Consider the following 26,682-nt stretch of genomic DNA (forward strand, 5'->3'; position numbering starts at 1 on the left):
ATATATATTTAAAGATAAAAATGAGAAAGTCATATATGTAGGTAAAGCTGCGTCGCTCAAAGCTCGTGTTAGATCATACTTTCAAATATCCCCAGTTTACCCAATTCAAAATTCAAAATTAGTTAAAGAGATTGCAGATATAGATTATATTGTAACAAAATCTTCTGCAGAAGCCTTAAATTTAGAAAGCAACTTAATAAAAGAATACAAACCCAAATTTAACCTCAGATTGAAAGATGACAAAAAATATCCTTATATAAAGATAAGTAAATATGAGGAGTTCCCAAGGATCTCTCTTACAAGAGACCTTACAGATAAAAAAGCAGCCTATTATGGCCCTTATACTGACGTTACAGGGGTAAAGAAAACTCTGCGATTAATCAAAAACCTGTTTCCAATTAGAAATTGCAACAAGAAGTTAGACTCTCATAAATTAGAGCGGCCGTGTCTTAATTATTATATGAAACAATGTAGCGCTCCGTGTGCAGGTAAGATTACAAGAGAGCAGTATCAGAAATTGGTCAATAGTGTGGGAATGTTTTTGGAAGGCAGAATGAACGAGGTCCTTCGCTCTCTAAAGAAACAAATGAAACTGGTCAGCAAGAATCAGCAGTATGAATTAGCTGTGAAGCTCAGAGAAAAAGCAAAAAATATTGAAAAAATCACAGAGAAACAAAAAGTGAATTTACTTTCTACCAAGGATGATGATTATATTGGAATAGCAAAAAGCGACGAAAAAGCTATTTACATATGTATGCTTATGGTTAGAAGGGGGAAGTTAATTGGTCAAGAGAACTTCCTGCTGGGACCTAATAATATGTTTTCAGATGCGGAGATACTGGAATCGTTTATTAAGCAATTCTATTCTAAAACCAGTTTTATTCCCGCAACAATAAATGTGCCTTTTGATATTAAAGACAAATCTATTATAGAGGATTGGCTGCAAAGTAAGATTGAGCATAAAGTAGTCCTACATGTTCCAAAAAGAGGAACTGGATTTGAACTTCTGAATATGGCCAGCAAGAATGCAAAGTTAAAATTAGAATCAAGCTTTCTGGAGAAAAAGAAGGTCGATATATTGAAGTCTCTGAAAAAAATTCTAAAAAGTCCTACTATTCCGTATATAATTGAGGGGTTTGATGTGTCTAATATAAGCGGCAAGGAAGCTGTAGGAGCAATGGTCAGCTTTAGAGGGGGTGAGCCGGATAAAAATAACTGGAGAAGGTTTAAGATAAAACAGACATGCGGCATGGATGATTATGCCATGATGCGAGAGATAGTGCACAGAAGGTATTCTCGTCTGTTAGACGAGTGTGGTCAAATGCCGGATTTAATTTTAATAGATGGCGGAAGAGGACACCTCTCGTCAGCTGCAGATGAAATTAGTAAATTAGGTATAGATGATGTTTGTATTATAGCTCTGGCAAAGGAACAGGAGCATATATTCATCAAGAACAAATCAAAGCCTATTGTCCTGCCTCGAGATTCGAAAGAATTGCAGCTGCTTCAGCATATTCGCGACGAGGCCCACAGATTTGCACACAGTTATCATAAGAAGTTAAGAGACAAAATTCCTTAGTCTTCCGACTTTCTCAATAACTACTTCTACCTTGTCTCCGCGTTTCAGGGGACCTATCCCAGAGGGAGTGCCTGTAGCTATTATATCTCCTGGGAAAAGGGTCATGACTTTTGAGATGAAACTTACAAGTTTTTGAACATTAAAAATCAAGTTGCTTGTACTTGACGATTGCTTTAATTGGCCGTTTAAGAAAAGTGCTATTTTTAGATCATCAGGATTTATATCTGTTACAATGCATGGGCCTATAGGGCAGAATGTGTCAAATGATTTAGCTCTTGTCCATTGCCCGTCTTTTTTTTGAAGATCTCGCGCAGTAACATCATTCAAGCATGTATATCCAAATATTTCCATTTTATCTTTGATTACTACCGCCAATTCTGCTTCATAATCTACACGCCTGCTCATTTTTGGATATATAATATTATCGTCAGGTCCTATAACAGAAGTACTTGGTTTCATAAATAAAACAGGCTCGTCAGGTATTTTCATGCCAAGTTCTTTTGCATGGTCTATGTAATTGAGTCCTACAGCAACTACTTTGCCAGGTAAACATGGAGCCAGTATCTTTACATTCTTAATACTGTATTTTTTCTCAGTAACTTTGAATTCTGTAAAAATGTCGCCGTCTATTTCTATAATAACATCCTGCTCAATCAGACCATATTTGGAGAGACTGCTATCAATTGAGAATCTTGCGTATTTTTTCAACTTTTTATTCTGAAATAATGATTGCATCAACTGGACAGTTTTCAGTAGCTTCCTTGACTGCACTAACTAGATTTTCCGGCACTTCTTCTACTTTTACTGCAGCAATATCTTCCGGCATTTCAAAGACATCAGGACAGTCATCTGCACATAGCCCGCATCCAACACAATCTTCTTTATTGATACTAACTTTCATATCTAAGTCCTCCTGTTAAGTTTTTTATTATATTAGGAATTATATCTAAAAACAAAAATTCGTAAAGAATATTCTTGTTTTTATGATTGTTCCAAAGTTGATATTTGGTGAGCATTATGCTATACAGGGTGCATGGATACAAAAACTCAACTTTGTGCTGTTATTGGGAATCCTATAGGACATTCTTTGTCTCCTGCCATACATAATGCAGCGTTTGATCATCTTGGACTTAATTATGTTTATGTTGCATTTAAAGTTGAAGATGTATCTTCTGCAATAGCCGGCGTAAGAGGCTTAGGAATAAGAGGATTAAGTGTAACTATTCCACATAAAGTAGAAGTAATAAAATATCTTGATGAGATTGATGAAATTGCAATGCAAATAGGCTCAGTCAATACCATTGTTAACGAAAACAGGAATCTGAAAGGATACACCACTGATGGAACTGCAGCAGTGCGTTCGTTAAAAGAAAAGGGTGTTGATATCAGGGGTAAAAAAATCTTAATTTTAGGCTCTGGCGGTGCTGCACGAGCAATTGCATTTACGCTTATTATGAAAGAAAAACCTGCCTCTCTTGTAATTGGTGGAATCATAAAGGATGAACTAGATAAGTTAGTTCAAGATGTTAAAGGGTTTGGCTCGTTAGACAGTAGATATCTAACTGGGTTCATTACAAATGGGAAGTCTCTTGAAAAGCGGCTGCAAGATGTTGATATTTTAATACAATGCACACCTGTTGGAATGTATCCGGGAATTGATGACACTCCTGTTCTAAAGAGATTATTAAGGAGTTCATTAACAGTTTTTGATATTATTTACACCCCTCTTAAGACACGTCTTGCGAGAGATGCGGAAGAGACTGGATGTGTTGTAGTATCAGGAATTGATATGTTCGTCTATCAAGCAGCGTTGCAGTTTGAGCTTTGGACAGATAGGCCGGCCCCAATTGACATTATGAAAAAAGCTTTATTAGAAAATCTAAAATAATCACAGAGAAAGGAGCCCCAAAGATGAAAGTCATAATTAAAGAAGATAAGGTAGAAGTTGGCAAAGAAGCTGCCAATATAGCGTGTAATGCTATTAAGAAGACTATTGAAGAAAAAGGAGAAGCAAATATTATAGCTGCAACAGGAGCTTCTCAGTTTGAGTTTTTTGAAAGTCTTACTTCAATGCATGGTCTAGACTGGAGCAGAGTTAGAATGTTTCATCTAGACGAATATGTGGGTGTTTCAATAGAACATCCTGCAAGTTTTAGAAAATATTTAAAGGAAAGATTCATAGATAAAACAGGGATAAAAGAATATTATTTTTTAGACGGGGATGTAGAAAATCTTGGGAAGGAAGTGGAAAGATTAAATAACATTATAAGTAAGTATAAGATAGATATTGCCTTTGTAGGTATAGGAGAAAATGGTCACCTGGCATTCAATGATCCGCCTGCTGATTTTGAGGAAGAAAAGCCTTATATTGTCGTAGCATTAGACGAAAAATGCAAAAAACAGCAAATGGGAGAAGGTTGGTTTAAAACAATAGATGATGTTCCTAAACAGGCAATATCGATGAGTGTCAAACAGATAATGAAATCAGAGATAATACTCTGTACTGTGCCGGACAGGAGAAAAGCAGAAGCTGTGCATCTTTGCATGGATGGAGAGATAAGCCCGCAGTATCCCGCATCAATTTTACGTGATCATAAAGAATGTTATCTTATTCTTGATAAAGACTCTGCATCTCTTTTAGAAAACAAATAATGAATATTGTTCTGATTGGTTATAGAGGCACTGGCAAATCCACTGTTGCCAGAATGCTGAACGAAAAATTAAACATACCTGTACTTAATATGGATGAGGAAATTACAAAAAAAGCAGATATGTCAATCCCTCAGATTGTTGAGAAATTTGGATGGGATAGGTTCAGAGATATAGAATCTGAAATTGCAGAACAGGTTTCCAATATAGACAACTACATTATTGATACAGGTGGCGGAGTAATCCTGCGTGATAAGAATGTTAAAAATCTCAGGAAAAACAGCAAAGTGTTCTGGCTTAAGGCAGATGTTCCTGCAATTGTAAAAAGGATAAGACATGGAAAGCATAGGCCGTCTTTAACAGAGGGAAAAAGCTTTGTGGATGAAATAGAAGAGGTTCTCATACAAAGAAAAGAAAAATACGAAAAAGCTGCAGATTATATAATAAACACTTCTAAACTATCCCCCTCAGATGTTGCGAAAAAAATAGTATCAATTATGAGATAGGAACAGCTCTTGCCGTCCCACCGACCATAGGTTTACATTCAGGCTGCCAGATTCGATCTTGAGATAAGCCAAGTCGTTCTATAACTTGCCATGTACTTTGAATCGCTGCAAGATGGCTGATGTCATGAGCATCTGACCCCAAAGAGAAAATGACTCCTTCCTCTGCAAGAATTGACAGGTAATCAAAATATTCTTTTACATAGTCATGGCTAAATGCTGGATTCTTCAGATTGGCACACCCATTTATCTCTATAGCCGTTCCTGTTTCTCTTGCGACCTGTCCAAGCTCTCGCACATAGGTCTCGGGAACAGCTTTCATTGAATTGAACCATGGCCATCCATTTTTGTCAAATTCACCTTTCCCAAACCAATATGGATGTACCAGGACCTGCACAAGAGGATCTTGGCATGTTTTTAAATGATGTTTGTGTTGAGTATCAACCAGTTTCTTTATGTCATATTCCTTCAGGTACGTGGAGTGTATCCCACCTATTGCGAACTGAAATCCATATTTCTCTTTGACTTCCTGGTTGAAGGCAAATTCCTGGTTATATCCAGTAAAATTCAATTCCACACCAAAATAGACCTTTATCTTCGTATCTAATTTTTCAATATCTTTTCGGATAGGGACATGAAGTTGCAACTTATCAAGGGAGTTCAGATGGTCTGTTATCGCCATGGAGGTAACTCCCAATCGTTCACATTCATTTACAATAGAAGAGACCTCCATCGTGGAATTTCCACAACCTAAATATTTTGTGTGAATGTGAAAGTCATATTTTGAAGATTTAGTCATTTCATTTCTCCTCAGTTTCTTATTGTCATGAAAAGAATGCACAGAACACCGCTGCAAAGCCCTATGATCTTTTTCATATTAAATGATTCCTTTAAAACAAAGACTCCAATAATGCTTGTTGCAATAAAACTGAGTTGGGTTATTGGCAGGACAATACTTGCATCTCCATATTGCAGTGCTGTCGCCATAAAGAAGACAATACCGCATACCAGTATTCCTGAGATAATCCCATAGGTAAAGGGTTTTTTTACTATATACAGGGATTTTCTTTCTTTTATTATCAAGTATGCCAATCCCCCAATTATCCAGATACCGCCATTTATTGCCAGAAGATAATACTTATCGGCACCTTGCGATAATCCATATTTGTAAGAGAGCCCCATACCTGCACGCAGTAGGCCTGCAACTACTACAAGAAATAATCCTGAGTATTTGTTCTTAATATTGTATCTATGCTCTGATGCAGGTGTAAAAGCAAGAACGGATACCAATGCACATAGAATGCCAATAATCTTCCACAAAGAAATATTCTCTTTAAAAAAGATAAAGGCAAAAAGCACTGCAGGCACAAGATTAAGTCGATAAATAGTGGCGCACATACCTACCTCGCTGCTTGTCATGCTTTCGATAAGCATGATGTTGGCAATGACAGAGAATAATCCTGATATTAATCCCCACATTAAAGTAATATTGAAATTCTCGCTACAACCGATTTTTTTTGCAGTTAGCATAAATACAGACGCCCAGACCATTCCGATAACAGCCACATAAATACCTCTGGAACGCTGCTTCCGCGCATAAAATTTAAATACTAAATCATTCAACGCAGCAAACAACAGGCTGCCAAGTGCAAATACAATAATCATATCAGTTCTTAATCATTTAATTTAACAAATAGATCACCAAAATTTTTGCTTCATCTTGCCCCATATTTCTAGGCACATGGGGAATTCTGCCATCAAAAAATATTGAATCCCCTTTTCCTAAAAGTATTTTCTTTTTTCCATATTCAAATTCTATTTTCCCTTTTAATATAAAAAGGAACTCGTTTCCATCAGTTGAAACAAGTTTTCTTTTTGAACCCTTCTTTAAGGTTAAAATAAAGGATTCAAATAATGAAGTTTTTTTATTTTCCGTTATTATTAATGATTCATATATAAATCCTCTGGCATTTTCTCTTTCAATTATTTTCCTCTCATTTTTTCTTACAATAATATAAGATTGCTTGTGTTTTTTATTTATTCCCTTAACAAGTTCAGCCATATCGACATTCAAAGCATTTGATATCCTTAACAAAACCGGCAGTGATGGAATGGTTCTAAAATTTTCTACTTTAGATAAAAGGCTTTTTGAAAGGCCGGTTCTATTTGCTATCTCCTGCAGACTCAAATTTTTATCTTTTCTAATGCGACGGATCTGCAGACCTATTGTTATTAAATTGATTGCTTTCATTGTTTCGCATATTGCAACATAATTTCCTATTTGTCAACTAAATTGTTATTAAACGTCGTTTAGAAATACTCTATTCCGATGAATATCGGGTGACTGCCTGCTTTTAAAATTGCTATTTCATGCTTAATATAATATAATTTATAGCACTATTAAAAACATATTATGGGAGAAAGTATGAGTAAGGAAACGGATAGGAAATTCTGGAAGAATAAAAGAGTATTTATTACAGGAGCAAACGGGTTTTTAGGCTCGTGGCTTACAAAGGCATTGGTTGACTCTGGCGCAAGAGTAGTGGTTTTAATCAGAGACTGGATCCCAGGCTCCGTCCTGACAAATATGAAGAATGTTTATAACAGCTTGGAAGCTGTTGTAAAGGGAGATCTTATAGATTACCAGCTTATAGCTCGTATCCTTAATGAGCACAATATAGACTCATGCTTTCACATTGGAGCGCAGACAATAGTAGGAATTGCAAATAGGTCTCCTATTTCTACATTTGAGTCCAATATAAGGGGCACATGGAATATTCTTGAGGCGGCAAGGAACATAGGGCTAGAGCGAATAGTTATAGCATCCAGTGATAAGGCTTATGGAGAGCAGCAAGATTTACCATATAAAGAGTCCTATTCGCTAAATGCACTTCATCCATATGATGCATCAAAGGCATGCACTGACATACTTGCGAGAACTTATGCCTGTACATATGATATGCCGATTGTTGTAACAAGGTGTGCCAATATTTATGGAGGCGGAGACCTGAATTTCTCAAGAATTATCCCGGACACAATTAAATCTATTCTCCAGAATAAAAATCCCATTATCAGGAGCGATGGAACCCCGCTGAGAGATTATATCTATATTGACGATGCAGTTAATGCGTATCTTCTTGCTGCAGAAAAGGCTGATAAAAAAGGAATAAAGGGAGAAGCATTTAATTTTGGATCAAATAGCCCTGTAAAAGTATTGGACCTAGTAAAGGAAATTATTGCGGTTTCCGGAAGCAAGTCTTTGAAGCCTGTTATAGAAGGTAAAGGTGGAGGTAGAGGTAAAGGAGAGATAAACAACCAATACCTGTCAAGCACCAAAGCAGAAAAGCTTCTGGGATGGAAACCAGTTTATAGTCTGGAAAAGGGACTTAGGGAAACTATTAAGTGGTACAAAGATTGAAGATATTGATAACAGGTGGTTGTGGCTTTATTGGTTGTAATGCTGCAAAACGCTTTATAGACAAAGGGTATGAGGTAGCGGTTCTGGACAATCTCTCAAGAAAGGGTTCTAAGGAAAATCTTGAATGGCTTAAACAGCAGGGAAAATTTGAGTTCATAGATTGTGATATCAGGAATTATGCGAAGGTCAAGAAGGTTTTTGCAGATAGAAATAGTATTGACGTTGTGCTTCATCTTGCTGCGCAGGTGGCAGTTACAACTTCCGTTTTAAATCCAAGAGAAGATTTCCAGATAAATGTGCTTGGAACATTTAATCTTCTGGAGGCAATAAGAGAGAACAAGCTTAATCCAATATTTATTTATGCTTCCACAAACAAGGTTTATGGAGGAATGACTGACATAAAAGTGATTGAAAGAAACGGCAGATATGAATACGAATCTTTGCCAGAGGGAATTTCTGAGGAAAGAATATTGGACTTTCATTCCCCTTATGGCTGTTCAAAGGGCGCAGCTGATCAATATGTTAGAGATTATTCCAGAATATACGGGTTAAGGACTGTTGTTATGCGCCAGAGTTGTATTTATGGATACAGACAATTTGGCGTAGAAGACCAGGGCTGGGTTGCATGGTTTACTATAGCTGCATCTCTGGATAAACCAATTACGATTTATGGAGACGGGAAACAGGTTAGAGACGTACTGTTTATTGATGATTTGGTTGATGCATATGAAAAAGCCATAGAGAATATAGAAACTGTTTCCGGGAAAATCTATAACATAGGCGGTGGCCCTAATAATAAGATGTCTTTGCTTGAACTTATTTCCTTTCTTGAGAAATTCTTGAATAAGAAAATAGAATACAGTTTCAGCAACTGGCGGCCCGCTGATCAGCATGTGTTTGTATGCAGCGTTGAGAAAGCAGGAAAGGAACTTTCCTGGCAGCCTAAAACAGGTGTAGAAACTGGAGTAAAGAAACTGTCTGATTGGGTCAGGAAGAATAGGTCATTATTCAGATAATGGGAGAATAAGTGAACAATGGGTTTAAACCCATTGTTATGGTGTATTTATGTTAGCATTCATAAAAAAAGACTCTCTGTATAAGAACAGCGCATTGCTTTTTATTGCATCAATGGCAGGCAACTTCTTTCAATATCTTTTTCAATTCTTTATGGGAAGGAATCTCTCTATCGCTGATTTTGGCGCTATGAACGCACTGTTCTCATTTACAGTAATAACTTCAGTAGGAACAGGGACTATAGGCTTAGTTATCACAAAGTATATTGCAGGGTTCAAAGGCAAAAACGAAATAGGTAAGATAAAGGGGATTATTCTTAAATCTTCCAAGTATATTATTCCGGCAGGAGTTATTGTATCTATTTTAGTTTTTGCAGCCAGATTTCAGATTATGGATTACTATAAGTTAGAACATACATCTCCTGTAATAATAGTTAGTTTCTCGCTTTTTGTTTCGTGTATTTTAAGTTTATTTTTTGCTGTAGCGACAGGAATGCAGAGATTTAATTATATTGCTTTAGGGCAAATTTTAGGTCCTTTATCAAGGATTGGAAGCGGGGCTCTGCTTGTATGGCTGGGGTTCGGATTGAATGGAGCAATTCTTGCTTCTGTAGTGGCTAGCATAACAGGGATTTTGATATTTAGTAAAGTAATAAGAGATATTGTAAAGGTAAAGATTGAATCAGTAAAGAAATACAAGAAAGAAATGCTTCTTTTTTGCATGCCTGTGGCTATGTCGATTTCATTTTACGCAGTATTGACAATGATTGACATGACACTTGTAAAGCACTATTTCTCTGCGAATATTGCAGGCCAATATGCGGCAATATCCGTGCTTGGAAAAAGCGTTCTGTATCTGCCCGGAGCAATAGTGTTGGTCATGTTCCCAATGGTGGCTGAAGCACATACAATTAATAAGGATACTCTTTCAATCCTAAAAAAAGCACTTATATCTACGGCATTTCTCTGTCTGGCGGGCATACTAATCTTCTTTTTATTCCCTGATTTTCTATTGAGATTGATTTCACGCGGCAGATATGTTGGTAATGTAAATCTTCTATGGATGTTTGGACTGGCTATGCTTCCATACGCGCTGACAGGAGTGATTAACAGCTTTCATATTGCGAGACATAAGATTAGTTTTATTGTTGCACTTGTAATTATGACAATAGTGCAGGTTGCGTTAATATGTATGTTTCACAACTCACTGGAACAGGTTATATACATACTTTTAATCTGCGGGGTACTGCTTATATTGATAAATTTCGGATTGATTTTTTATGAAAGAAAGAGCTGATTCAAAATACCCTTTTGTCTCAATAATAGTAATTGCAAAAGGGGTCTCCGAATATCTGGCAGAATGTATAGAGAGCTGCTTTGCGCTTGACTATCCGGAATTTGAGATTATATTCCTGCCGGATAAAGAAGCTAACCTGAATTACAAAGATGTTTCCGTTGTTCCTACGGGCGAGACAGGACCTGCAGTGAAGAGAAATATGGGAGTTAAAGAGGCTAAAGGAGAGATTGTTGCATTCATAGATGATGATGTTTACCCTGCAAAGGGTTGGTTGAAAAATGCAGTTCGAAATTTCTCTGACCCGGAAGTAGCGGCTGTTGGCGGACCTGCTGTAACCCCTTATAATGATGATGCTATGCAAAAAGCCAGCGGATTGGTATATTCATCTAAGCTTGTTAGTGGAGAATATAGTTATAGATATATTAAAGGAACAAGAAAAGAAGTAGAAGACTTTCCGTCATGCAATCTGATTGTAAGAAAAAGTGTTTTCGAAAAATTAGGAGGATTCAATACCAATTTCTGGCCTGGAGAGGATACTGTTTTATGTCTGGAGATAACAAAAAAATTAGGAAAAAAAATAATCTATGAACCTGAAGCCCTAGTATATCATCATAGAAGACGTTTGTTTAAAGAACATCTCAAACAGGTTACCAGTTATGCTAAGCATAGAGGTTATTTTGTTAAGAGATTTCCTCAGACATCTAAAAAGTTTTCCTATTTTGTTCCTTCGTTGCTTATTGCTGGAATAGTAACGGGAGCATTCTTTACAGGGCTTTGTGTTTTCTTTAGATCTGTGTATTTTATTATACTTGGTATATATCTGATTTCAGTAGCATTTGAGACAGTAAAATCCAAAAATCTTTTAGTATTCCCAGGCATTATCTCCACGCATTTTGCCTACGGAATCTTCTTTATCAAAGGATTACTTTCTAGAAGGCTGGAAGAAGAATGAAGATAATTATCGCATATCCGCCGCTTAGCTGCAAAGGAAACAAGAAAAAGGTCCCTCTTCTTTCCCAGAACAGACAGTTTCAATGGTTTCACAGTCCTACCTATATCTATCCCGTTGTTCCTGCCTGCGCTGCAACTATGCTCAAGAATGCCGGATATAACATGATCTGGTGTGACGGAATAGCCGAGAAAAAGACGTATAAAGAATTTTTGAATTTTGTTGCTGAAGAAAATCCTGATTTGATAATGATGGAAACAAAAACGCCGGTAGTCAAACAGCACTGGAAAATCATCAACGAACTCAAGATTCAAAATTCAAAACTCAAAACTGTCCTTGTCGGCGATCATGTGACTGCATTACCGGAAGAGAGCATGAAAAACTGCAATGTTGATTTTATCCTGACAGGTGGAGATTACGATTTCCTTCTCCTTAATCTATGCGAGGTTCTAAAAAAACTCATCACTCATCACTCATCACTCATCACTAAATTAGAACCCGGTATCTGGTATAGAAAAAACGGGGACATAAGAAATACGGGCAAGTTTAAGCTTGATCATGATCTAAATACTCTTCCTTTTATTGACAGGGATTTAACAAAGTGGCAGTTATATGCGTATAAAAATGGAAATTATAAGCGGACACCCGGCACTTATATAATGGCAGGAAGGGACTGCTGGTGGGGGAAATGCAAGTTTTGTTCATGGACCACGCTCTATCCGAATTTTAGAACCAGAAAGCCAGAACATGTTTTAGATGAGATAGGAACGTTGATTGAGAGGTATCACATAAAAGAAATTATGGATGATACGGGAACATTTCCTGTCGGAGAATGGCTGAGAGAGTTTTGTGATGGAATGATAAAAAGAGGATACAATAAAGAAATAAGATTTAGCTGCAATATGAGATTCGGCACGTTAGAGCAAAAAGATTATGATTTAATGGCAAAAGCCGGTTTCAGGTTTATACTCTACGGACTGGAATCCGCAAGACAGGAAACACTTGACAGGATACATAAAAACCTCAAGGTTTCTGCAATAACAGAAGGCGCAAGAATGGCTAAGCAAGCAGGCTTGCATCCGCATCTTACAACAATGATAGGATATCCATGGGAAACCAAAGAAGATGCATTAAGGACAATTCAACTCGCAAAGGAGCTTTTTCGCAAAGGCTATGTAAATACACTGCAAGCAACAATAGTAATACCATATCCAGGAACGCCTCTTTTTGACGAATGCAAAAAAGGCAATCAGCTGAGAACTCTGGATTGGAACAGATATGACATGCAGGAACCTGTAATGAAAACTCCTCTCACAGATGCTGATGTAAAACAATTTACACAGGGACTTTACAAGTCTTTCATAACTCCCGGTTTTATATTCAGAACTATAACTTCTATAAGGGACTTTGATGATATAATTTTTATACTGCGCGCAGTAAAATCAGTTCTTGGGCATTTAACGGATTTTAGAAAATGAATGTTTTTACATTTTTATACTTGCATTGACATTTGCATAAGAATATAAACCGAAAAAAGAGGGAAAAAGATGGACTTTGAAAAAGTTTTTCAGATAGTAGTTAATGATTTTAATAAAGAAGACGTAGCGTATGCTCTTATAGGAGGTTTTGCTGTTGGTGTATGGGGAATTATGCGCACAACTACAGATCTTGACTTTATCGTTTTGCTTAAAGATTCTCCAAAGATAGAGAAAATTATGAAAGAGCATAGTTATAGGTGTGTGTACAAAACAGAAAATGTGTCTCAATATGTATCAGATATAAAGATTTTTGGCGAAATTGATTTTCTACACGCTTTTAGAAAAACATCCCTTTCTATGCTAAAAAGGGCGAAAGAACTTCCTGTATTTGGGGGAAAGTTTAAAGTAAAAGTTTTAATTCCTGAGGATATTATAGGTCTTAAATTACAGGCGTTAGTTAATGATAAGGAGAGAAAGCTTCGTGAATTTACTGATATTGAAGCTATAATGGATTATTTCAAGAAAGACTTAAACTGGTCTTTAGTGGGAGAATATTTTTCCCTTTTTAAGCAAGAGGCTAAATTTAAAAAGTTGGAGGCAAAATATGGGAATGCTAAGTAAAAAAGAAAAAGAAGAATTACTAAAATTATCAAAATCCTTAAAATTGAGGGAAGACTTTCAAAATACAAAAACTAATTCTTTGAGTAAAAAAGAAAAGATTAATTTGGATGATTATATAAAATTTCTAACTATTACCAATGCTTTGATAGACAACAGACCTAAGCCTTTTAAAAAAATAGAAGGAGATAATTTTGCAATATGAAAATCTGCATGCTCGCACTGCAAATTACGGCTGGAAAAATGTGTTATGTGTTTGATGGCTGAAACTGAAAATTGCCACGTGAAGAAGGGAAATAGAAAATGGAAAAAGGGAAATGGGGTCAGATTAGGCATTTTAGTGATATAGAAGCATGGAAGATAGGGAGAGAAGTCAGAAAGAGTGTTTATGCATTTATTAAAACATTACCTGATGGAGAGAAATATAATCTTAGTTCTCAAATGAGGAGAGCAGCAGTCTCTATCACAGCTAACATTGCTGAAGGATATGGACGGTATCACTATCAAGAAAATATTCAATTCTGTCGGCAAAGTAGGGGTTCTATATATGAAATGCAAGACCATTTGATCACTTGTTTAGATGAGGGATATATTGCTAAAGAGGATTATGAGAAAATTTATTCTTTATACGAAAAAGCTACTAAGGCAATTAATGGGTATATTAGACTGCTTAAAAGGCAGCAAGCAGAGAATAAAGAGAGAATAGCAAATGGTAAATAGAATTCCCAAATCCCAATTCCCAGTTCCCAATTCCCAATCCCCATTGGTAAGCATAATAATCACAACTAAAAACGAAGAGAAAAACATAGAAAATTGCTTAGAATCAATCCTGAATTCCCGTTTTCCAATTCCCAGTTCCCAATTCCCAGTCTCCAATTCCCAATCCTCAATCGAGATAATCGTAGTGGACAACAACTCAACTGATAAAACCGTTGAGATTGTCAAATCCTATTGTCATTGCGAGGCGAAGCCGAAGCAATCTCATATTCGATTTTACACAAAAGGCCCAGAGCGTTCTGCCCAGAGAAATTTTGGAGTTAAGAAAGTAAATGGATAAAGTTGCAATTGTTTCTACGATTCAACCAGAAACGCATTACACGAGATATTTGTATAAAGAGTTGAAAAATATAAATGAAAATATATATTTATTAATTGATGATATTCCAGAAAATGATGAATTTGTAGAAGGACAAAAAGATAAAAATATAATTAAATTGTGGAAAGCAAACTTATCATTGCCATTTGCAATAAATAGATTTGTGAAATTAAATAATATCTCAATAGTGCATTTGCAGCATGAATTTAATATGTATGGAGGAATTAAGGGTATTCCTATTTTTCTTTTTACAATGATATTTTTAAAGATCGTCAGGAAGAATATAGTTGTTACAACTCATGCTGTTGTCGATTATAGAACAATAGACAATGATTTTCTTGAAACATTTGTTTTGGACAAATTTAAAAGAATTAAAGATATTGCAAAAATTGCATTTTATTTGTTTTACAAGGTCGTTGGTTTAATAGCAGATAAGGTTATAGTGCACTCGAATTTTACTAAACAAATTTATATAGATTCATATAAGATAAAAGAATCAAAATGTTTTGTTATTCCAATTGGTGTTAATAATTTAAGTAGCGTAATTGCCAATGATAAAGGATTAGATTCTAAAACAGAATGGTCAGAAGAGATCAAAGGTAAAAATATTATATTGTATTTTGGATATATTTTAAAAAGAAAAGGGCTTGAGTTGTTAATCCAGGCTATTTCAAGTCTGAAAAATGATATCCCTGATAATGTTGTTGTCTTGGCAGGTGGGATGTTGGAAAATCAAAAAGGATATGTGGACTATCTTAAAAAAATGATAACTGAGAAAGGGTTAACTAAGGAAATTATTTTTACGGGTTTTTTATCTAAAAAAGAGATTGACTTTCTATATAATAAATGTGATTTTGTAGTGCTTCCATATACGTATTCAATTTCATCTAGTTTGCCTTTATCTCTGGCTTTTGAAGCAGGAAAGCCCGTAATAGCTAGCGATATAGGGACATTAAGGGATGAGATAATAGATAATGTCAACGGTCTATTTTTCAAGAACGGAGACTTAAAGGAATTATGCGATAAGATATATCTGTTGAGTACGAATAATAACTTGCTGAGGCGACTGCAAAACGGAGCGAAACGCGAATTTGGAATAAGGTCGTGGGCTAAGATAGCCAAACTAACTAATGAGGTAATATACTCAAATAAGAAGCCAAATTGAATATTAAAATTTTTAAAAGATTTTTATCCTATAATGGTGGCTTAGAATTCCAGCAATTAAGCGATGAGGTTGTTGAGGCAAATTATCAACACAAATATGTTGTAGAAAAATATTTAAATTATATAAAAGACAAGAAAGTGCTGGATGCAGGATGCTGGACCGGACCTATAGAGAAAGAGATAGTTAAGCGAGGAATACATACGGAACTAATAGGGATAGATGAAAACGAGAGGGCGTTGAATGTTGCCACAAAAAAATTTTCCGAGTTTAGGTTTATACAATGCGGATTAACAAAGCCATCTAAAGAATTTATTAGCAAATATAATGGTTATTTTGATACCATTATATTTCTAGATGTAATTGAGCATTTGCCAAAAGGTTCTGAGGTTGAGGTAATGAAATTTTTTAATAAAATTCTAAAGCCGGATGGTGTGATTATTATAAGCACGATGGCGAGTCACATTTTTAATTTTATTGATCCTGCCTGGTTTGTTGGTCACAGGCATTATAAGTTAAAGGGCATAAGTAAAATACTTAAAGAGGTTGGATTCAAAGCAGTAGAGACATCGCAAATTGGTAATTTGTATTGGGATATTGATTTGTTGTTGTTTTATATACATAAGCACCTTCTAAAAAAGAAATATCAGATGAGTAAAAATATATATAAAAAAATTATGCGAGGTTTTAACCACCCCAGAATAGCAACGAGAATATATTTGTTGGCAAAGAAGATTTAGGAATATAGATGAAAGCCCTTTCGATAATTATCGTAACTTATAATAGCTCAGAGTATATAGAGCCATGCCTATATTCAATATATAACCAAAAAGCGTCTTTTAATTATGAAGTGATTGTTTTTGATAATAATTCTACGGATGGGACTGTTCTATTAATACAAGATCAATTTAAAGATGTTTTTGTAATTAAAAGCGATAAAAACATAGGATTCGCAGCCGCAAATAATGAGGCAATAAGAAAAAGCACTTCTGGTATACTCTTGCTCCTAAATCCAGATACAAAACTAACTGAGAATACATTAGACGCTCTATATGAAGAAATATCAAAATATGACAATGACAGAACAATCATGGTGCCCGTGCAATGCAACTATGATACAGGAGTTTTTCTTAATTGCGGCCTTGGAATAGATATTTTTGGGTTTCCAATTAACGAAGGAGGAACTGAAAAGTTTTTTTATGCTGATGGAGCGGCGATATTAATGAAAAAAAAAGACTTTCTTGATTTAGGAATGTTCGACGAGGCTCTTTTTTTGATACAAGAAGATGTTGACTTGTCGTGGAAAGCTCGATTGCTAGATTATAAATTTAAATTACTGAGAGAAATAAAAATATTACATAAAAGTGGAGGCAGCATTGGATGTGGAGGCAAAGCGGAAAGTGATTTTTCTACGAATGTATTTAGAAGATACCATGGGGAAAAGAATATTATTCGAAATATCTTAAAGAATTATTCTTGCTACAATTTATTATGGGTGTTGCCTTCAATATTTATAATAAACCTTGCTGAAGTTATCCTGTTTACCTTCATAGGAAAACCAAAAGTTGTTTTGTCTTATATAAAGGCATACCAGTGGAATATTATCAACCTGAGAAGCACTCTTAGAAAGAGGAAATGGATTCAAAGCCGTAGAATAATCGGCGATAGAGATATAATTGATCATATGTATAAAGGAAGTGCTAAATTTAAACTATTATTAAAAGTTGGAATCCCTACGGTCGGAAATAATTGAGAGTATGAAGAAAGTTTTAGATGTTGGTTGTGGACATGGTTTTTTTACTTCCTGCCTATCAGCAAAGAACGATGTTGTTGGAATTGACATTTCCGACCCAGATATAAAGATTGCGAGAAAAAGATATCCACATGTCAATTTTCAGCTAATGAGTGCTGAGAAATTGATTTTCCCAGACGACTATTTCGAGGAAGTCTACGCGATGGATATTCTTGAGCATGTAGATAATTTAGACATGGTTTTAAGAGAAATTAGTCGCGTATTAAAAACTGATGGTAAATTCATTATAAACATTCCGTACTGGAAATCTGAGGAATGGTTGGGGAAAATAAGACCTTCGTACTTTGAGGAGATACATCATGTTAGAGTTTTCAAGGATAGCGAATTGGATAGCATTCTAGCTAAATACAATATGAGGATTTTATCTAAAAAAAAGAGCGGATTCTTATCACACATAGAGCATTATTACATGTTTACAAGGAAGATTAATAGTAAAACCCAATTAGGCATCGGAAACTGGCGAGATAACTGGAAGACAAAGTTTTTTCACCTGAGCCTGTTGCTTTTTGATGACGAGGTTTTAAGGACTCCGCTGAAATTTTTCCCGTTGTGGATTATTACAGTACCAATAGGTTTCTTGATTAATTTGTGTGGGAATAGATATTTCCCAAAATCCATATCTTATGAGGTTATAAAAGAAAAATGAAGGCAAGGAAAGAGGATATTGCTTTTGTTATTAATCCGTCGCTTTGGTACCAGAATATGTATCCATCGGGGATACTATGTCTTTCTGGCTATTTAGAAAGCAAAGGAGTTAGCAATATCATTTTGGATTCAAAAATTTCTTCAATCAAGATAGACGGGCAGAAAAGAGAAGGAATGATATTGAATCAAATAAAAGAAGCCAGACCCAGAATAGTGTGTTTTTCTGCTAGTCATAGAGAATTTGATGAAGTAGTTAGGATGAATAACGAAATAAAGAAACTAGACAACAGTGTAGTAACTATTGTTGGAGGCTCGCAACCTACATATAGGGGAGCAGACTTTCTAGATAATGGGTTTAGTTTCGTTTGCATAGGAGAAGGCGAAGCAACTTTGTGCGAATTTGTCAAAGAGGTTCTTAGCAAATCATATCGTTGGACGAGAATAGATGGGCTTGGTTGGAGAAATGGAAAAGATAATATATTTAATCAACCACGCAAACTAATCGATGAGACCACTATAAATAGCGTGTCTATGCCACCATATGACAAAATTGATAAGAGGTATTTTGATATTAATGTCGGTACAATCAGGGGTTTGCCACTAAAGGGAGCTTTGTTATTAACAACTCGAGGATGTCCTTTTTCTTGCTCATACTGCGGATGCAATTTAATCTTTGGGAAAAAACTCCGTTTTAAATCATTAGAAAATATTGAGCGAGAAATAAAGTATTTAAGGGACAATTATGATATTGAGGGGATTTGGATTGTTGATGATACCTTTACGATAAAAGAAAATCATGCTATCAGTGTCTCCAAAATCTTGAAAAGGCATGACATAATTTGGGGCTGTCAATCTAGAGTTGATACTATCAACGAGAAGTTAATGAAAATAATGAAAGAGTCTGGCTGTGTGCAAATAGATTTTGGGGTAGAATCCGGAAGCCAAAGGATACTGAATGACATTATTGGAAAAGGAACAAACGTTGAACAAATTATCCATGCCTTCAATTTAGCGAAAAAATATAAGATCAGAACGCTGGCAAATTTCATGATTGGATTGCCAACGGAAACTTATAGTGATCTTAAGGAAACCGAGAAAATTGCGGCTCTAATAGATGCCGATATATATCTTTTTGCTATTGCTACACCATTGCCGGGCACGAGATTATATAATATGATTAATGAGAAAATAAGTCCGTACGAATATTCATTATTGAATTGGAACGGCAGCATACTAACAGAGAGGTTTAATAAGTCAAAAATAAAGGATTTAATTATAGAGAAAGATAAACTTCATAAAAAATATTTTTTCAGGACAATGAGAAAATCAGTCTTATCCATGGATAATTATTTATTTTTTTTGAAGAAAAAGTATAAATATCAACGGTTGAAGTTTGTATTTAACTATTTTGTTAAATATATAAGAAAGTTGCTCAATGAAAAATGTTTTAGTAAATGACATTTCGTATTCAAATCACGCAGTAAGAAATGCAATTATATCAAAAATTAAATATTGGGGAAAACATAATTATAGTTTTGCGATATTTACAAGCAAGGCAGGAGTTAGTTTTTATAGAAAACACCTTCAGAACGTTAGTTTTATAGTTTTGCCTTATGCGGAAGAATGTCCGAATAAGTTTTTGTGGATTTTTGAATATCTCAAAAGAAATTCGGTCGCTTTGTTTTTTGTAAATAACCTGATAAATAAATATGATATTGTTTATTCAATCTCATCAGTTTTGGATTTGGCAATATTCCCTTATGTCTTTAAGATTTTTGATAAAAAAATAAAATGGGTTGTTCTTTTTGAAAATGTGGTTCCCTTAAATGACCCAGGAAATAAACTAATCCGCTTTTTGTCTTGGGTATTTTTTCATATTAGCTTGTTCACATTTAGAAAAGCTGACTTGTTATTGCCAATTTCAGATAGCCTTAAGGAGTATTTAATATCTAAAGAGTTTAAGAAGAATAGACTTATAGTTTCTGGAAATGGGATTGAGGTAGATTTAATTAGAAGAGCTAAAAAGGACAATAAGTTTAATATAGATGCTTTATTTATTGGTAGGATTAATGAAACAAAAGGTATCTATGACTTACTTAAAGTTTTGCAAATTGTGAGAAAAAAATATCCAAATTTTCAGTTAGCTATAATGGGCAGGGGTGACAAGACAACAGAAAAGCAATTTAAAAATGAAATAATTAAAAACAATCTTGGCAAAAACGTTCAACTTTTGGGATACAAGTCTGATTTAGAAAAATTTAGTATCATTAAAAGTAGCAAAATCTTTTTGTTCTTAAGTGTAAGTGAGAGTTTTGGGATTTCTCTATTAGAAGCTGTTTGTTGTGGCTTAAAGGCAGTTGTTTATGAATTAGAACCATATAAAAAAATATATTTGAATAATGAGGTAATAATGGTTACAAAGAATGACTATAAATCTGCTGCTAAAAAAGTGATGAAATTATTTGACAAAAGAGATTTTAGCAATAAAAACGGGGAGTTATTGCTTGAACAATATAGTTGGGATAAAATAGCCAAAATAGAGCTTAATGTGTTTAGGAATATATAGAAAATGAGGAATATTTATAAAGAAATGTATAAAGATAACAAAATACTGCATTTAATAAAAAGCAAAAGAGTTGAAATTATGTCAAATATTGTAGATAGTATTAAATTAGAAAATAAAAACGTTTTAGATATTGGGTGTTATGATGGAGCTTTTTTGTCTTTAATAAAACATAGAAATAATAATTTTTACGGAATTGAAGCAAGTGATTATGGAGTAAAAGAATGTATCAAGAAAAGAATCAATATAAAACAAATTTTTTTTGATGATAAAACTAAAATACCTTTTGAAGATAATTTTTTCGATTTAATTATTGCTGGTGAGATTATTGAACATATTTATGATACTGATTTTTTTCTTGATGAAATACTGAGATTATTAAAACCAAACGCAATGCTGATCATTTCGACTCCCAACATAGCTTCTTTGGGGCGGAGATTATTATTAATGCTCGGCATCAGTCCGATTATTGAGCTCTCTCTAAATAAAAATACAGGTTCAGGGCATATAAGATATTTTACTTTTGCGACATTGAAAGATTTGCTAGAAAAACATTTTTTAAAAGTATTGGTTAAAAAATCGGATGTTGTAAATCTATCTAGGGATGGGAAATTCAAGATTTCTTTTCTAGCAAAAATAATCCCTAGTTTTGGGCAAAGCATCATTTATCTATGTCAGAAGCAGGAGGCGTGAAATAAGAAATGATTGAATACGAATTTTATGATAGGCTATAAGATTATAGACGAGAAGGGAAAATGATTTTAAACTTAGGTGCAGGAGAACTTCCGATTGAGGACGTGGTCAACGTAGATTGCTATGATACGGGCTACCAAGACGAAATCGTAGATCTATCCGAGTTTCCATGGAGATGGAAAGATGAGAGTATAGATGGTATTTATATGTTACACGTATTGGAGCACTTTCCCGAGCCTTTTAAGATAATCTCGGAATGTTACAGGATATTAAAGCCAGGAGGGTTTCTATTCATAGCCGTTCCTCATTCTTCGCTTGTCATAGCAATTGGATGCATAGGACATTACAGGACATTCAGCTACGCTACTTTCAGGGATTATTTTGGGCAAAAATACTATCATATAAGCAAGCCGATGTTCAAGACAGAAATAGCGAGAATCTTATGGTGGCATTCTCCAAGGAGACACAAAAATAAATATGGGATAAATTTCAAGCATGTTGAGAAACAAAATTATCCCTTCATATATTTCTTAATCGTTAGACCTTTAAGCCGTTTCATACAATTTTTCGTTGATTTATTTCCACGGATTTTTGAAAGAGTATGGTGCTATTACGTTGGAGGAGCAGAGGAAGTCGTCTGGAAAGGGATAAAGATATGAATTGTCAGCCAGTCTGCTTTTAAACTTTTGCCGGGTAGAATTATGGACACTTATAACTATGAAGTCTGTCCTCAAGGTATGTGTTTTGCTGATAATGGGTTAAATATAAACTATATTTTTCTTTGTAACCACATAACGGAACGTCTCGCTGAAAATAAACGCATAAAAATTCTGGAGATCGGAGCAGGAGGAGGAAGAAATCTGAGAATAATTTACCAGAAATTTGGAAGCAAAGTAGAATTGTTCGGAACCGATATTAGTAATACTGCGATAGACTATGCGAAATCACTAGAAATCGGTAAATTTTATCTGGCGAAATCAGAAATTATTCCCGTTGCGGAAAAGTTTGATCTCATATTAATGATTGATATATTGGAACATTTAAAAACCAAGAGCGTTGTTAAGAAAACTTTGGATAATGCTTTGTTGTATCTAAATGATGGGGGAAATATTTATATATCTCTGCCCATAGAGTTAAACAGATTTTCCTTAACATGGCTTTTCAGTAAACTGCATTATTTTAAAAACTTAACGAAGATGTTTTGGGGACATTTGATTCAATTTAATATTAAAGGTTTCTTAAAATTAATTGATCTTAATAAATTTAAATTAGAGGAAGCTTTCTATAGCGTTCATTTCCTTAGCCAGTTACAAATACTTTGTTTCTTTTATCTGCCAAAGATTTTATTGCAATTCTTTTTTGGAAAGAAAATAGCTAATGATTTAAGAGATTCTAACGAAATAATCAATAATATAAAGCATCCTCTTTTGAATCTTGCAAAAAGAATAATTATAAATTTTAGCTATCCTTTATCTTATTTGGCGTTTAAAGAATCCCATCTCAAGAGAACTTCTTCTTTCGCCGTAGGAAATATGCATTTATTAATAAGCAAAGATTATATCAAGTGAAGATGAAAAAGTTTTTTCTGCGACACTGGTACTATTTGTTGATAATTTTTCCGTTGCTGATATTTATCTACTCTGTATGGGACCGTAGTTTTTATATGGGGGGAGATGTGATGTTCCCTTTAGATCCCGTTAATAATATGCAGAGGATATTTTTATGGGACAATGACGCTGAATCTTTTCGCTTCGTCTGCACCTCCTGGTTTTTGTTTTTTTATCTGTTTTTTTTAATAGGATTTCCTGCCTTTGTAATTCAAAAAATTCTTCTAGTCCTCTTATTGGTTTTTGGTTTTACATTCACTTATCTGTCTTATGCGGAATTATTCAAAGGAACAAAATATGATTCCGATAAATGGAGATTTCTTGCAGGCATTGTTTTCACTTTTAATCCCATTTATTTGTTGCTGTGCCCCGCTTATCTGCCTCTTTATGGTTTTCCTGTATGTTTTTATTTTCTGATGAAATTTTTACGCAGCAACAAAATTATTTATGTTTTTTTCTTTTCTATTTTCTTAAATTTTTTCTTTTTTTTGGAATTGCCACAGCCCAAACAGTTAATAGTCTTCGCCTTGGCATCTTTTTGTCTTGCATATCTGTATCAACAAGTAAGAAATCTTATCTTCAGGGACGTTTTTGCCCGGTTAATGAAAATTTTTCTTTTGAGTGCGTTATTGAATTTATGGGTTTTAATTCCTCTTCTTCATAACATGTTTTTTGGGATTGGGGCAACTTTTGCTAGAAACTTGGTAACCTATGGCGGGGACGCGGATCTTAAAACGGCAACGTTGGTTTATATCGCAAGATTTTTTAATTTAAATATCATCCTATATTACCCGCATCTAAAATCGTTTTTAACGAGTGCGCCTTTCATTTTTTGGACGTTCGGCCAATGGATACTTATCGTCTTAAGCATGTTTTTTATTATTAAGGATAGAAAATCCCAAAAAATCATCACAACCCTGCTCCTCGTGGTTCTTTTTTTTATCTTTGTTGCAAAGGGTTCTAATCCTCCATTAGGGGAATTGTATCGTTTTGCTATCATGCACATCCCGCTGACAAGAATGTTTAGAACGTCCTCTACGGTTGTTACTGGCGCTGTTGTTTTTTATGCTTTTTTATTTTCCATGGCGATGTTTAATTTATTTAGGAATCGGAAGGTCTGGGTTTATGTTTTTATTGTTTTAAATGTCGTATCCTTCTATCCTATTTATTTTGGTTACAAGTTCTACAATCCGATCCCATTTGCCCCCGAAAAGAAGGGACATATCATCCCTCAGGCTTATTTCGAAATAGGGCGTTTTCTTGACGCTATTAAAGAGGATTCGAAGATTCTGTCCATTCCTCTGCACAGGGGGGGATATGTTGAAAAAAACTGGGGCTATTTCGGTTCTGATCTTTTGAGCTGGATTACAAAAAAACCTTTGATCTATCGCGAAGGTGGTAATGTAATCACAGTAGAGCAAAAAGAGAATAGTTCAAAACTTCCGGAGAGCTACAGAGAATACGCTTTAAATAATGCAGGATATCTTCTTGTTAAGAAAGATACGGTCGGCGGTAGATATCCCAAATACGATTATCCTGACAGGAAGGATCTTTTAATAAGAAATGACTATTTTGACCTCTACAAAATCTCCGACGAATACTTTCTTCCCCACATCTACGCATCCACTACTTCAACTATTATCAATGGCAATATGGAAGCATTGGTGCCGCTTACGGAGACGAAATACCTAGGAGGAGGAAAACGGGAAATGGGAAATGGGAAACGGAATAAACAGGTGCTATTATTTACGGAACAGGATAAGGCAAGAGGTAAAGGTGGAGGTAAAGAGAAGGCAAAGGAAGAGGTGAAGGTGGAGGGAAAAGGTAAAGAAGAACCTGAGATTATATTTAAGAAGATAAATCCGACGAAATATTTGGTAAAGGCAGAAGGAGCTAAGACGCCGTTTTGGCTGGTGTTTAGTGAGAGTTTTCATAAGCAGTGGAAGATTTACAGACGACAGACGACAGACGACAGACGACAGATATTTCAGGAGATTGTGGCGGATTATCCAAAATTGAAAGTTAAAGAGGCAAAGCATTTGATGAAATTTACTCCGCAGGATATTAAATTTTTATTTAGAAAACCTCTGGATGCGCAGCATCAATTGGTGAACGGATATGCCAATGGATGGTATATTGAGCCGAAAAAATTGGGATTAGAAGAGGACTTTACTTTGGTTCTGTATTTCTGGCCCCAGTCACTTTTTTACTTAGGACTTGGAATATCTGGGCTAACGTTACTTTGTTGTTTAATTTATTTGACATATAGGTGTTTTCCCTTCTCTGTCAAGAGAAGGGGTAGGGGATGAGTTAAAAACAATGAAACGGAAACTCAAATATATAATTTTTGCTGGCTTATTAGGCTTGGTTATAGGGTTTTTATATAACTGCATCGTAATCCCAGATTCTTATAGAAAAGAGATGTTTCTCTATAAGGATAGTATTAAATTACCTAGTTCAAAATGCATTAATAAAACCTATGTAATTCCTTATAAGGAAACCCTGCGTCTGAAAATAGTTTCTTCATATAAAAGAAAGAAAATTGTTTTTAATAATAAAATTTTAATTCCGTATAAAACAAAAAAATATGATAGAAAATTAAAGAATCTTTTTGCGAAAGAATATTATCCGAAACCCATTGATTATGTTCTTATTCCAGCAGATATAGTAAATGTCGGCAAGAATTTTCTCAAAGTATCCTTCCCCACAAACATTCGTTACTGCGTAACAATAAAAATGGGGAATTATCATCGCAATACTAATAATCAGATATTTGTTTTATTTAAGGATTCTCATATTTTAGCTTTAAAAGAAAACCCTATTACATATCTATATTCGTTTTTGATTATATTGTCTATATTTTTGTTTTTATCTTGGAGAACAAAAAAGCATATTTATTCAAAATTTATTATTTCTCTTTTACCTGCCAATACCTTATTTCTTTTAGCGTATATAATCTCGGCAACACTTAATCTGAGGGCAGTTGTAACGCCGTGTTATTTTTGGACTTTGCAGGCGGTTTCATTGGCTCTTGTATGTTTCATATTTTTTTATAATTATAATAAGAAAATAATAAGTGAAAATATTAAGGAAGCATATTCAAATGTTGAGGAACTGTGTCTAAGTATCGGACAGCTAAATCTAAATACAAACCTGAGAAAGAAATTTTCTCCGATATATGCTTTTATGATCGCTGTGATCATTATAATTATACGCTGTTTGAGATATCTGCATTCACGAGGGATACTACCATTCTGGCAGTGGTTAAAGCCAAGACCATTCAGCGATAAATGCATAGTTTTATTTATGTTTCTTCTTATTGCATGTGCCTTGTTATTAACTGCCCATTTAGAAGTAGCAGCAGAGCGAGTGGCAAATGTTGCATATTTCGCATTGTGTCTGGGTGTTATTATTAAGTTTGTGCAGTTGGTAAAAGATAGGTAAAGGGAGAGGTAAAGGTAGAGGCGGAGACGATTAGGAAATAGCACGGCTGCACAAGTAGATCAGAGATAATTCTTGACAGAAGAAATGGAATATATTAGAATTTGTGCACTGAATTGCACAAATTCTTGATATTTTGGGCAGTTGATATTTTATGA

General features: G+C 34.8%; 29 protein-coding genes. 24 read left to right on the top strand and 5 right to left on the bottom strand.

The features are described from left to right. The first annotated feature begins 4 nt into the window (after window positions 1–4). On the top strand, window positions 5–1,579 hold the full coding sequence (gene uvrC, locus Q7J67_05705) for an excinuclease ABC subunit UvrC (GenBank protein MDO9464774.1): 1,575 nt from the start codon (window positions 5–7) through the stop codon (window positions 1,577–1,579). On the opposite strand, the gene Q7J67_05710 is transcribed toward uvrC, so the two are convergent. Beyond that, entirely contained in the window at window positions 1,559–2,287 is a 729-nt protein-coding gene (locus Q7J67_05710) for a fumarylacetoacetate hydrolase family protein (protein ID MDO9464775.1), read from the bottom strand. The genes uvrC and Q7J67_05710 overlap by 21 nt on opposite strands. 4 nt (window positions 2,288–2,291) lie before the next feature. After that, entirely contained in the window at window positions 2,292–2,480 is a 189-nt protein-coding gene (locus Q7J67_05715; protein MDO9464776.1) for a ferredoxin, read from the bottom strand. 132 nt (window positions 2,481–2,612) lie between these two features. Here Q7J67_05715 and Q7J67_05720 point away from each other — a divergent pair, with 132 nt between their 5' ends. The 3 genes from Q7J67_05720 to Q7J67_05730 are packed head-to-tail and all read left to right on the top strand — an operon-like array spanning window position 2,613 to window position 4,734. Next, window positions 2,613–3,467, top strand: coding sequence for a shikimate dehydrogenase (locus tag Q7J67_05720; GenBank protein MDO9464777.1), 855 nt, complete (start codon window positions 2,613–2,615; stop codon window positions 3,465–3,467). 23 nt (window positions 3,468–3,490) lie between these two features. Continuing rightward, the gene (locus Q7J67_05725) at window positions 3,491–4,231 is read left to right on the top strand and encodes a glucosamine-6-phosphate deaminase (GenBank protein ID MDO9464778.1); all 741 of its coding nucleotides are present in this window, start codon (window positions 3,491–3,493) and stop codon (window positions 4,229–4,231) included. After that, a complete protein-coding gene (locus tag Q7J67_05730; protein ID MDO9464779.1) occupies window positions 4,231–4,734 on the top strand; it encodes a shikimate kinase in 504 nt (167 codons plus the stop codon). The genes Q7J67_05725 and Q7J67_05730 overlap by 1 nt, the downstream gene beginning before the upstream one ends. Here Q7J67_05730 and Q7J67_05735 read toward each other — a convergent pair. From Q7J67_05735 to Q7J67_05745, 3 genes are read right to left on the bottom strand one after another with little or no spacing between them, the layout of a single operon-like run. Next, the gene (locus Q7J67_05735; protein ID MDO9464780.1) at window positions 4,724–5,530 is read right to left on the bottom strand and encodes a PHP domain-containing protein; all 807 of its coding nucleotides are present in this window, start codon (window positions 5,528–5,530) and stop codon (window positions 4,724–4,726) included. The two genes, Q7J67_05730 and Q7J67_05735, sit on opposite strands and share 11 nt — an antisense overlap. An 11-nt stretch (window positions 5,531–5,541) precedes the next feature. Then, the gene (locus tag Q7J67_05740; protein MDO9464781.1) at window positions 5,542–6,396 is read right to left on the bottom strand and encodes an EamA family transporter; all 855 of its coding nucleotides are present in this window, start codon (window positions 6,394–6,396) and stop codon (window positions 5,542–5,544) included. A 16-nt stretch (window positions 6,397–6,412) separates the two neighbouring features. Next, window positions 6,413–6,982 (bottom strand): XRE family transcriptional regulator, encoded by a 570-nt coding sequence (locus Q7J67_05745; GenBank protein ID MDO9464782.1) that lies wholly within the window; start codon window positions 6,980–6,982, stop codon window positions 6,413–6,415. Window positions 6,983–7,156: 174 nt separating this feature from the next. Between Q7J67_05745 and Q7J67_05750 the strand changes: the two genes are divergently transcribed. The 20 genes from Q7J67_05750 (at window position 7,157) to Q7J67_05845 (ending at window position 26,527) form a co-directional block, all read left to right on the top strand. Continuing rightward, the gene (locus Q7J67_05750) at window positions 7,157–8,149 is read left to right on the top strand and encodes a GDP-mannose 4,6-dehydratase (protein MDO9464783.1); all 993 of its coding nucleotides are present in this window, start codon (window positions 7,157–7,159) and stop codon (window positions 8,147–8,149) included. Next, on the top strand, window positions 8,134–9,165 hold the full coding sequence (locus Q7J67_05755) for an SDR family NAD(P)-dependent oxidoreductase (GenBank protein MDO9464784.1): 1,032 nt from the start codon (window positions 8,134–8,136) through the stop codon (window positions 9,163–9,165). Before Q7J67_05750 ends, Q7J67_05755 begins: the two co-directional genes overlap by 16 nt. A 49-nt stretch (window positions 9,166–9,214) precedes the next feature. Continuing rightward, window positions 9,215–10,459, top strand: a complete 1,245-nt coding sequence (locus Q7J67_05760; GenBank protein ID MDO9464785.1) for an oligosaccharide flippase family protein — start codon at window positions 9,215–9,217, stop codon at window positions 10,457–10,459. Beyond that, window positions 10,443–11,411 carry a glycosyltransferase gene (locus Q7J67_05765; GenBank protein ID MDO9464786.1) on the top strand — a complete coding sequence of 323 codons (969 nt, stop codon included), beginning with the start codon at window positions 10,443–10,445 and terminating at the stop codon, window positions 11,409–11,411. Before Q7J67_05760 ends, Q7J67_05765 begins: the two co-directional genes overlap by 17 nt. After that, on the top strand, window positions 11,408–12,886 hold the full coding sequence (locus Q7J67_05770; GenBank protein ID MDO9464787.1) for a radical SAM protein: 1,479 nt from the start codon (window positions 11,408–11,410) through the stop codon (window positions 12,884–12,886). Before Q7J67_05765 ends, Q7J67_05770 begins: the two co-directional genes overlap by 4 nt. Window positions 12,887–12,955: 69 nt before the next feature. Further along, window positions 12,956–13,507 carry a hypothetical protein gene (locus tag Q7J67_05775; protein MDO9464788.1) on the top strand — a complete coding sequence of 184 codons (552 nt, stop codon included), beginning with the start codon at window positions 12,956–12,958 and terminating at the stop codon, window positions 13,505–13,507. Beyond that, a complete protein-coding gene (locus Q7J67_05780) occupies window positions 13,491–13,709 on the top strand; it encodes a hypothetical protein (protein MDO9464789.1) in 219 nt (72 codons plus the stop codon). Before Q7J67_05775 ends, Q7J67_05780 begins: the two co-directional genes overlap by 17 nt. Window positions 13,710–13,807: 98 nt before the next feature. After that, window positions 13,808–14,224, top strand: a complete 417-nt coding sequence (locus Q7J67_05785; GenBank protein ID MDO9464790.1) for a four helix bundle protein — start codon at window positions 13,808–13,810, stop codon at window positions 14,222–14,224. After that, window positions 14,214–14,561, top strand: a complete 348-nt coding sequence (locus Q7J67_05790; protein MDO9464791.1) for a glycosyltransferase — start codon at window positions 14,214–14,216, stop codon at window positions 14,559–14,561. The genes Q7J67_05785 and Q7J67_05790 overlap by 11 nt, the downstream gene beginning before the upstream one ends. Continuing rightward, a complete protein-coding gene (locus Q7J67_05795) occupies window positions 14,554–15,765 on the top strand; it encodes a glycosyltransferase family 4 protein (protein MDO9464792.1) in 1,212 nt (403 codons plus the stop codon). Before Q7J67_05790 ends, Q7J67_05795 begins: the two co-directional genes overlap by 8 nt. Then, window positions 15,762–16,502, top strand: coding sequence for a class I SAM-dependent methyltransferase (locus tag Q7J67_05800; protein MDO9464793.1), 741 nt, complete (start codon window positions 15,762–15,764; stop codon window positions 16,500–16,502). Before Q7J67_05795 ends, Q7J67_05800 begins: the two co-directional genes overlap by 4 nt. Before the next feature lie 8 nt (window positions 16,503–16,510). Next, a complete protein-coding gene (locus Q7J67_05805; protein MDO9464794.1) occupies window positions 16,511–17,515 on the top strand; it encodes a glycosyltransferase family 2 protein in 1,005 nt (334 codons plus the stop codon). A gap of 4 nt (window positions 17,516–17,519) precedes the next feature. Next, window positions 17,520–18,221 carry a class I SAM-dependent methyltransferase gene (locus tag Q7J67_05810; GenBank protein MDO9464795.1) on the top strand — a complete coding sequence of 234 codons (702 nt, stop codon included), beginning with the start codon at window positions 17,520–17,522 and terminating at the stop codon, window positions 18,219–18,221. Next, window positions 18,218–19,678: a radical SAM protein gene (locus tag Q7J67_05815; protein ID MDO9464796.1), complete on the top strand. Its 1,461-nt coding sequence runs from the start codon at window positions 18,218–18,220 to the stop codon at window positions 19,676–19,678. The genes Q7J67_05810 and Q7J67_05815 overlap by 4 nt, the downstream gene beginning before the upstream one ends. Further along, window positions 19,656–20,786 (top strand): glycosyltransferase, encoded by a 1,131-nt coding sequence (locus Q7J67_05820; protein ID MDO9464797.1) that lies wholly within the window; start codon window positions 19,656–19,658, stop codon window positions 20,784–20,786. The genes Q7J67_05815 and Q7J67_05820 overlap by 23 nt, the downstream gene beginning before the upstream one ends. 78 nt (window positions 20,787–20,864) lie before the next feature. Further along, window positions 20,865–21,476, top strand: coding sequence for a class I SAM-dependent methyltransferase (locus tag Q7J67_05825; GenBank protein ID MDO9464798.1), 612 nt, complete (start codon window positions 20,865–20,867; stop codon window positions 21,474–21,476). Between the two features lie 62 nt (window positions 21,477–21,538). Further along, on the top strand, window positions 21,539–22,135 hold the full coding sequence (locus Q7J67_05830) for a class I SAM-dependent methyltransferase (protein ID MDO9464799.1): 597 nt from the start codon (window positions 21,539–21,541) through the stop codon (window positions 22,133–22,135). 42 nt (window positions 22,136–22,177) lie between these two features. Further along, window positions 22,178–23,044, top strand: a complete 867-nt coding sequence (locus Q7J67_05835; GenBank protein ID MDO9464800.1) for a methyltransferase domain-containing protein — start codon at window positions 22,178–22,180, stop codon at window positions 23,042–23,044. Window positions 23,045–23,952: 908 nt separating this feature from the next. Continuing rightward, window positions 23,953–25,392 carry a hypothetical protein gene (locus tag Q7J67_05840; GenBank protein ID MDO9464801.1) on the top strand — a complete coding sequence of 480 codons (1,440 nt, stop codon included), beginning with the start codon at window positions 23,953–23,955 and terminating at the stop codon, window positions 25,390–25,392. Window positions 25,393–25,402: 10 nt separating this feature from the next. Then, window positions 25,403–26,527 carry a hypothetical protein gene (locus tag Q7J67_05845; protein ID MDO9464802.1) on the top strand — a complete coding sequence of 375 codons (1,125 nt, stop codon included), beginning with the start codon at window positions 25,403–25,405 and terminating at the stop codon, window positions 26,525–26,527. Window positions 26,528–26,682 lie beyond the last annotated feature (155 nt).

Source organism: bacterium, from assembly GCA_030652805.1.
In the GTDB taxonomy this organism is placed as follows: Bacteria; JAHJDO01; JAHJDO01; order JAHJDO01; family JAHJDO01; genus JAHJDO01.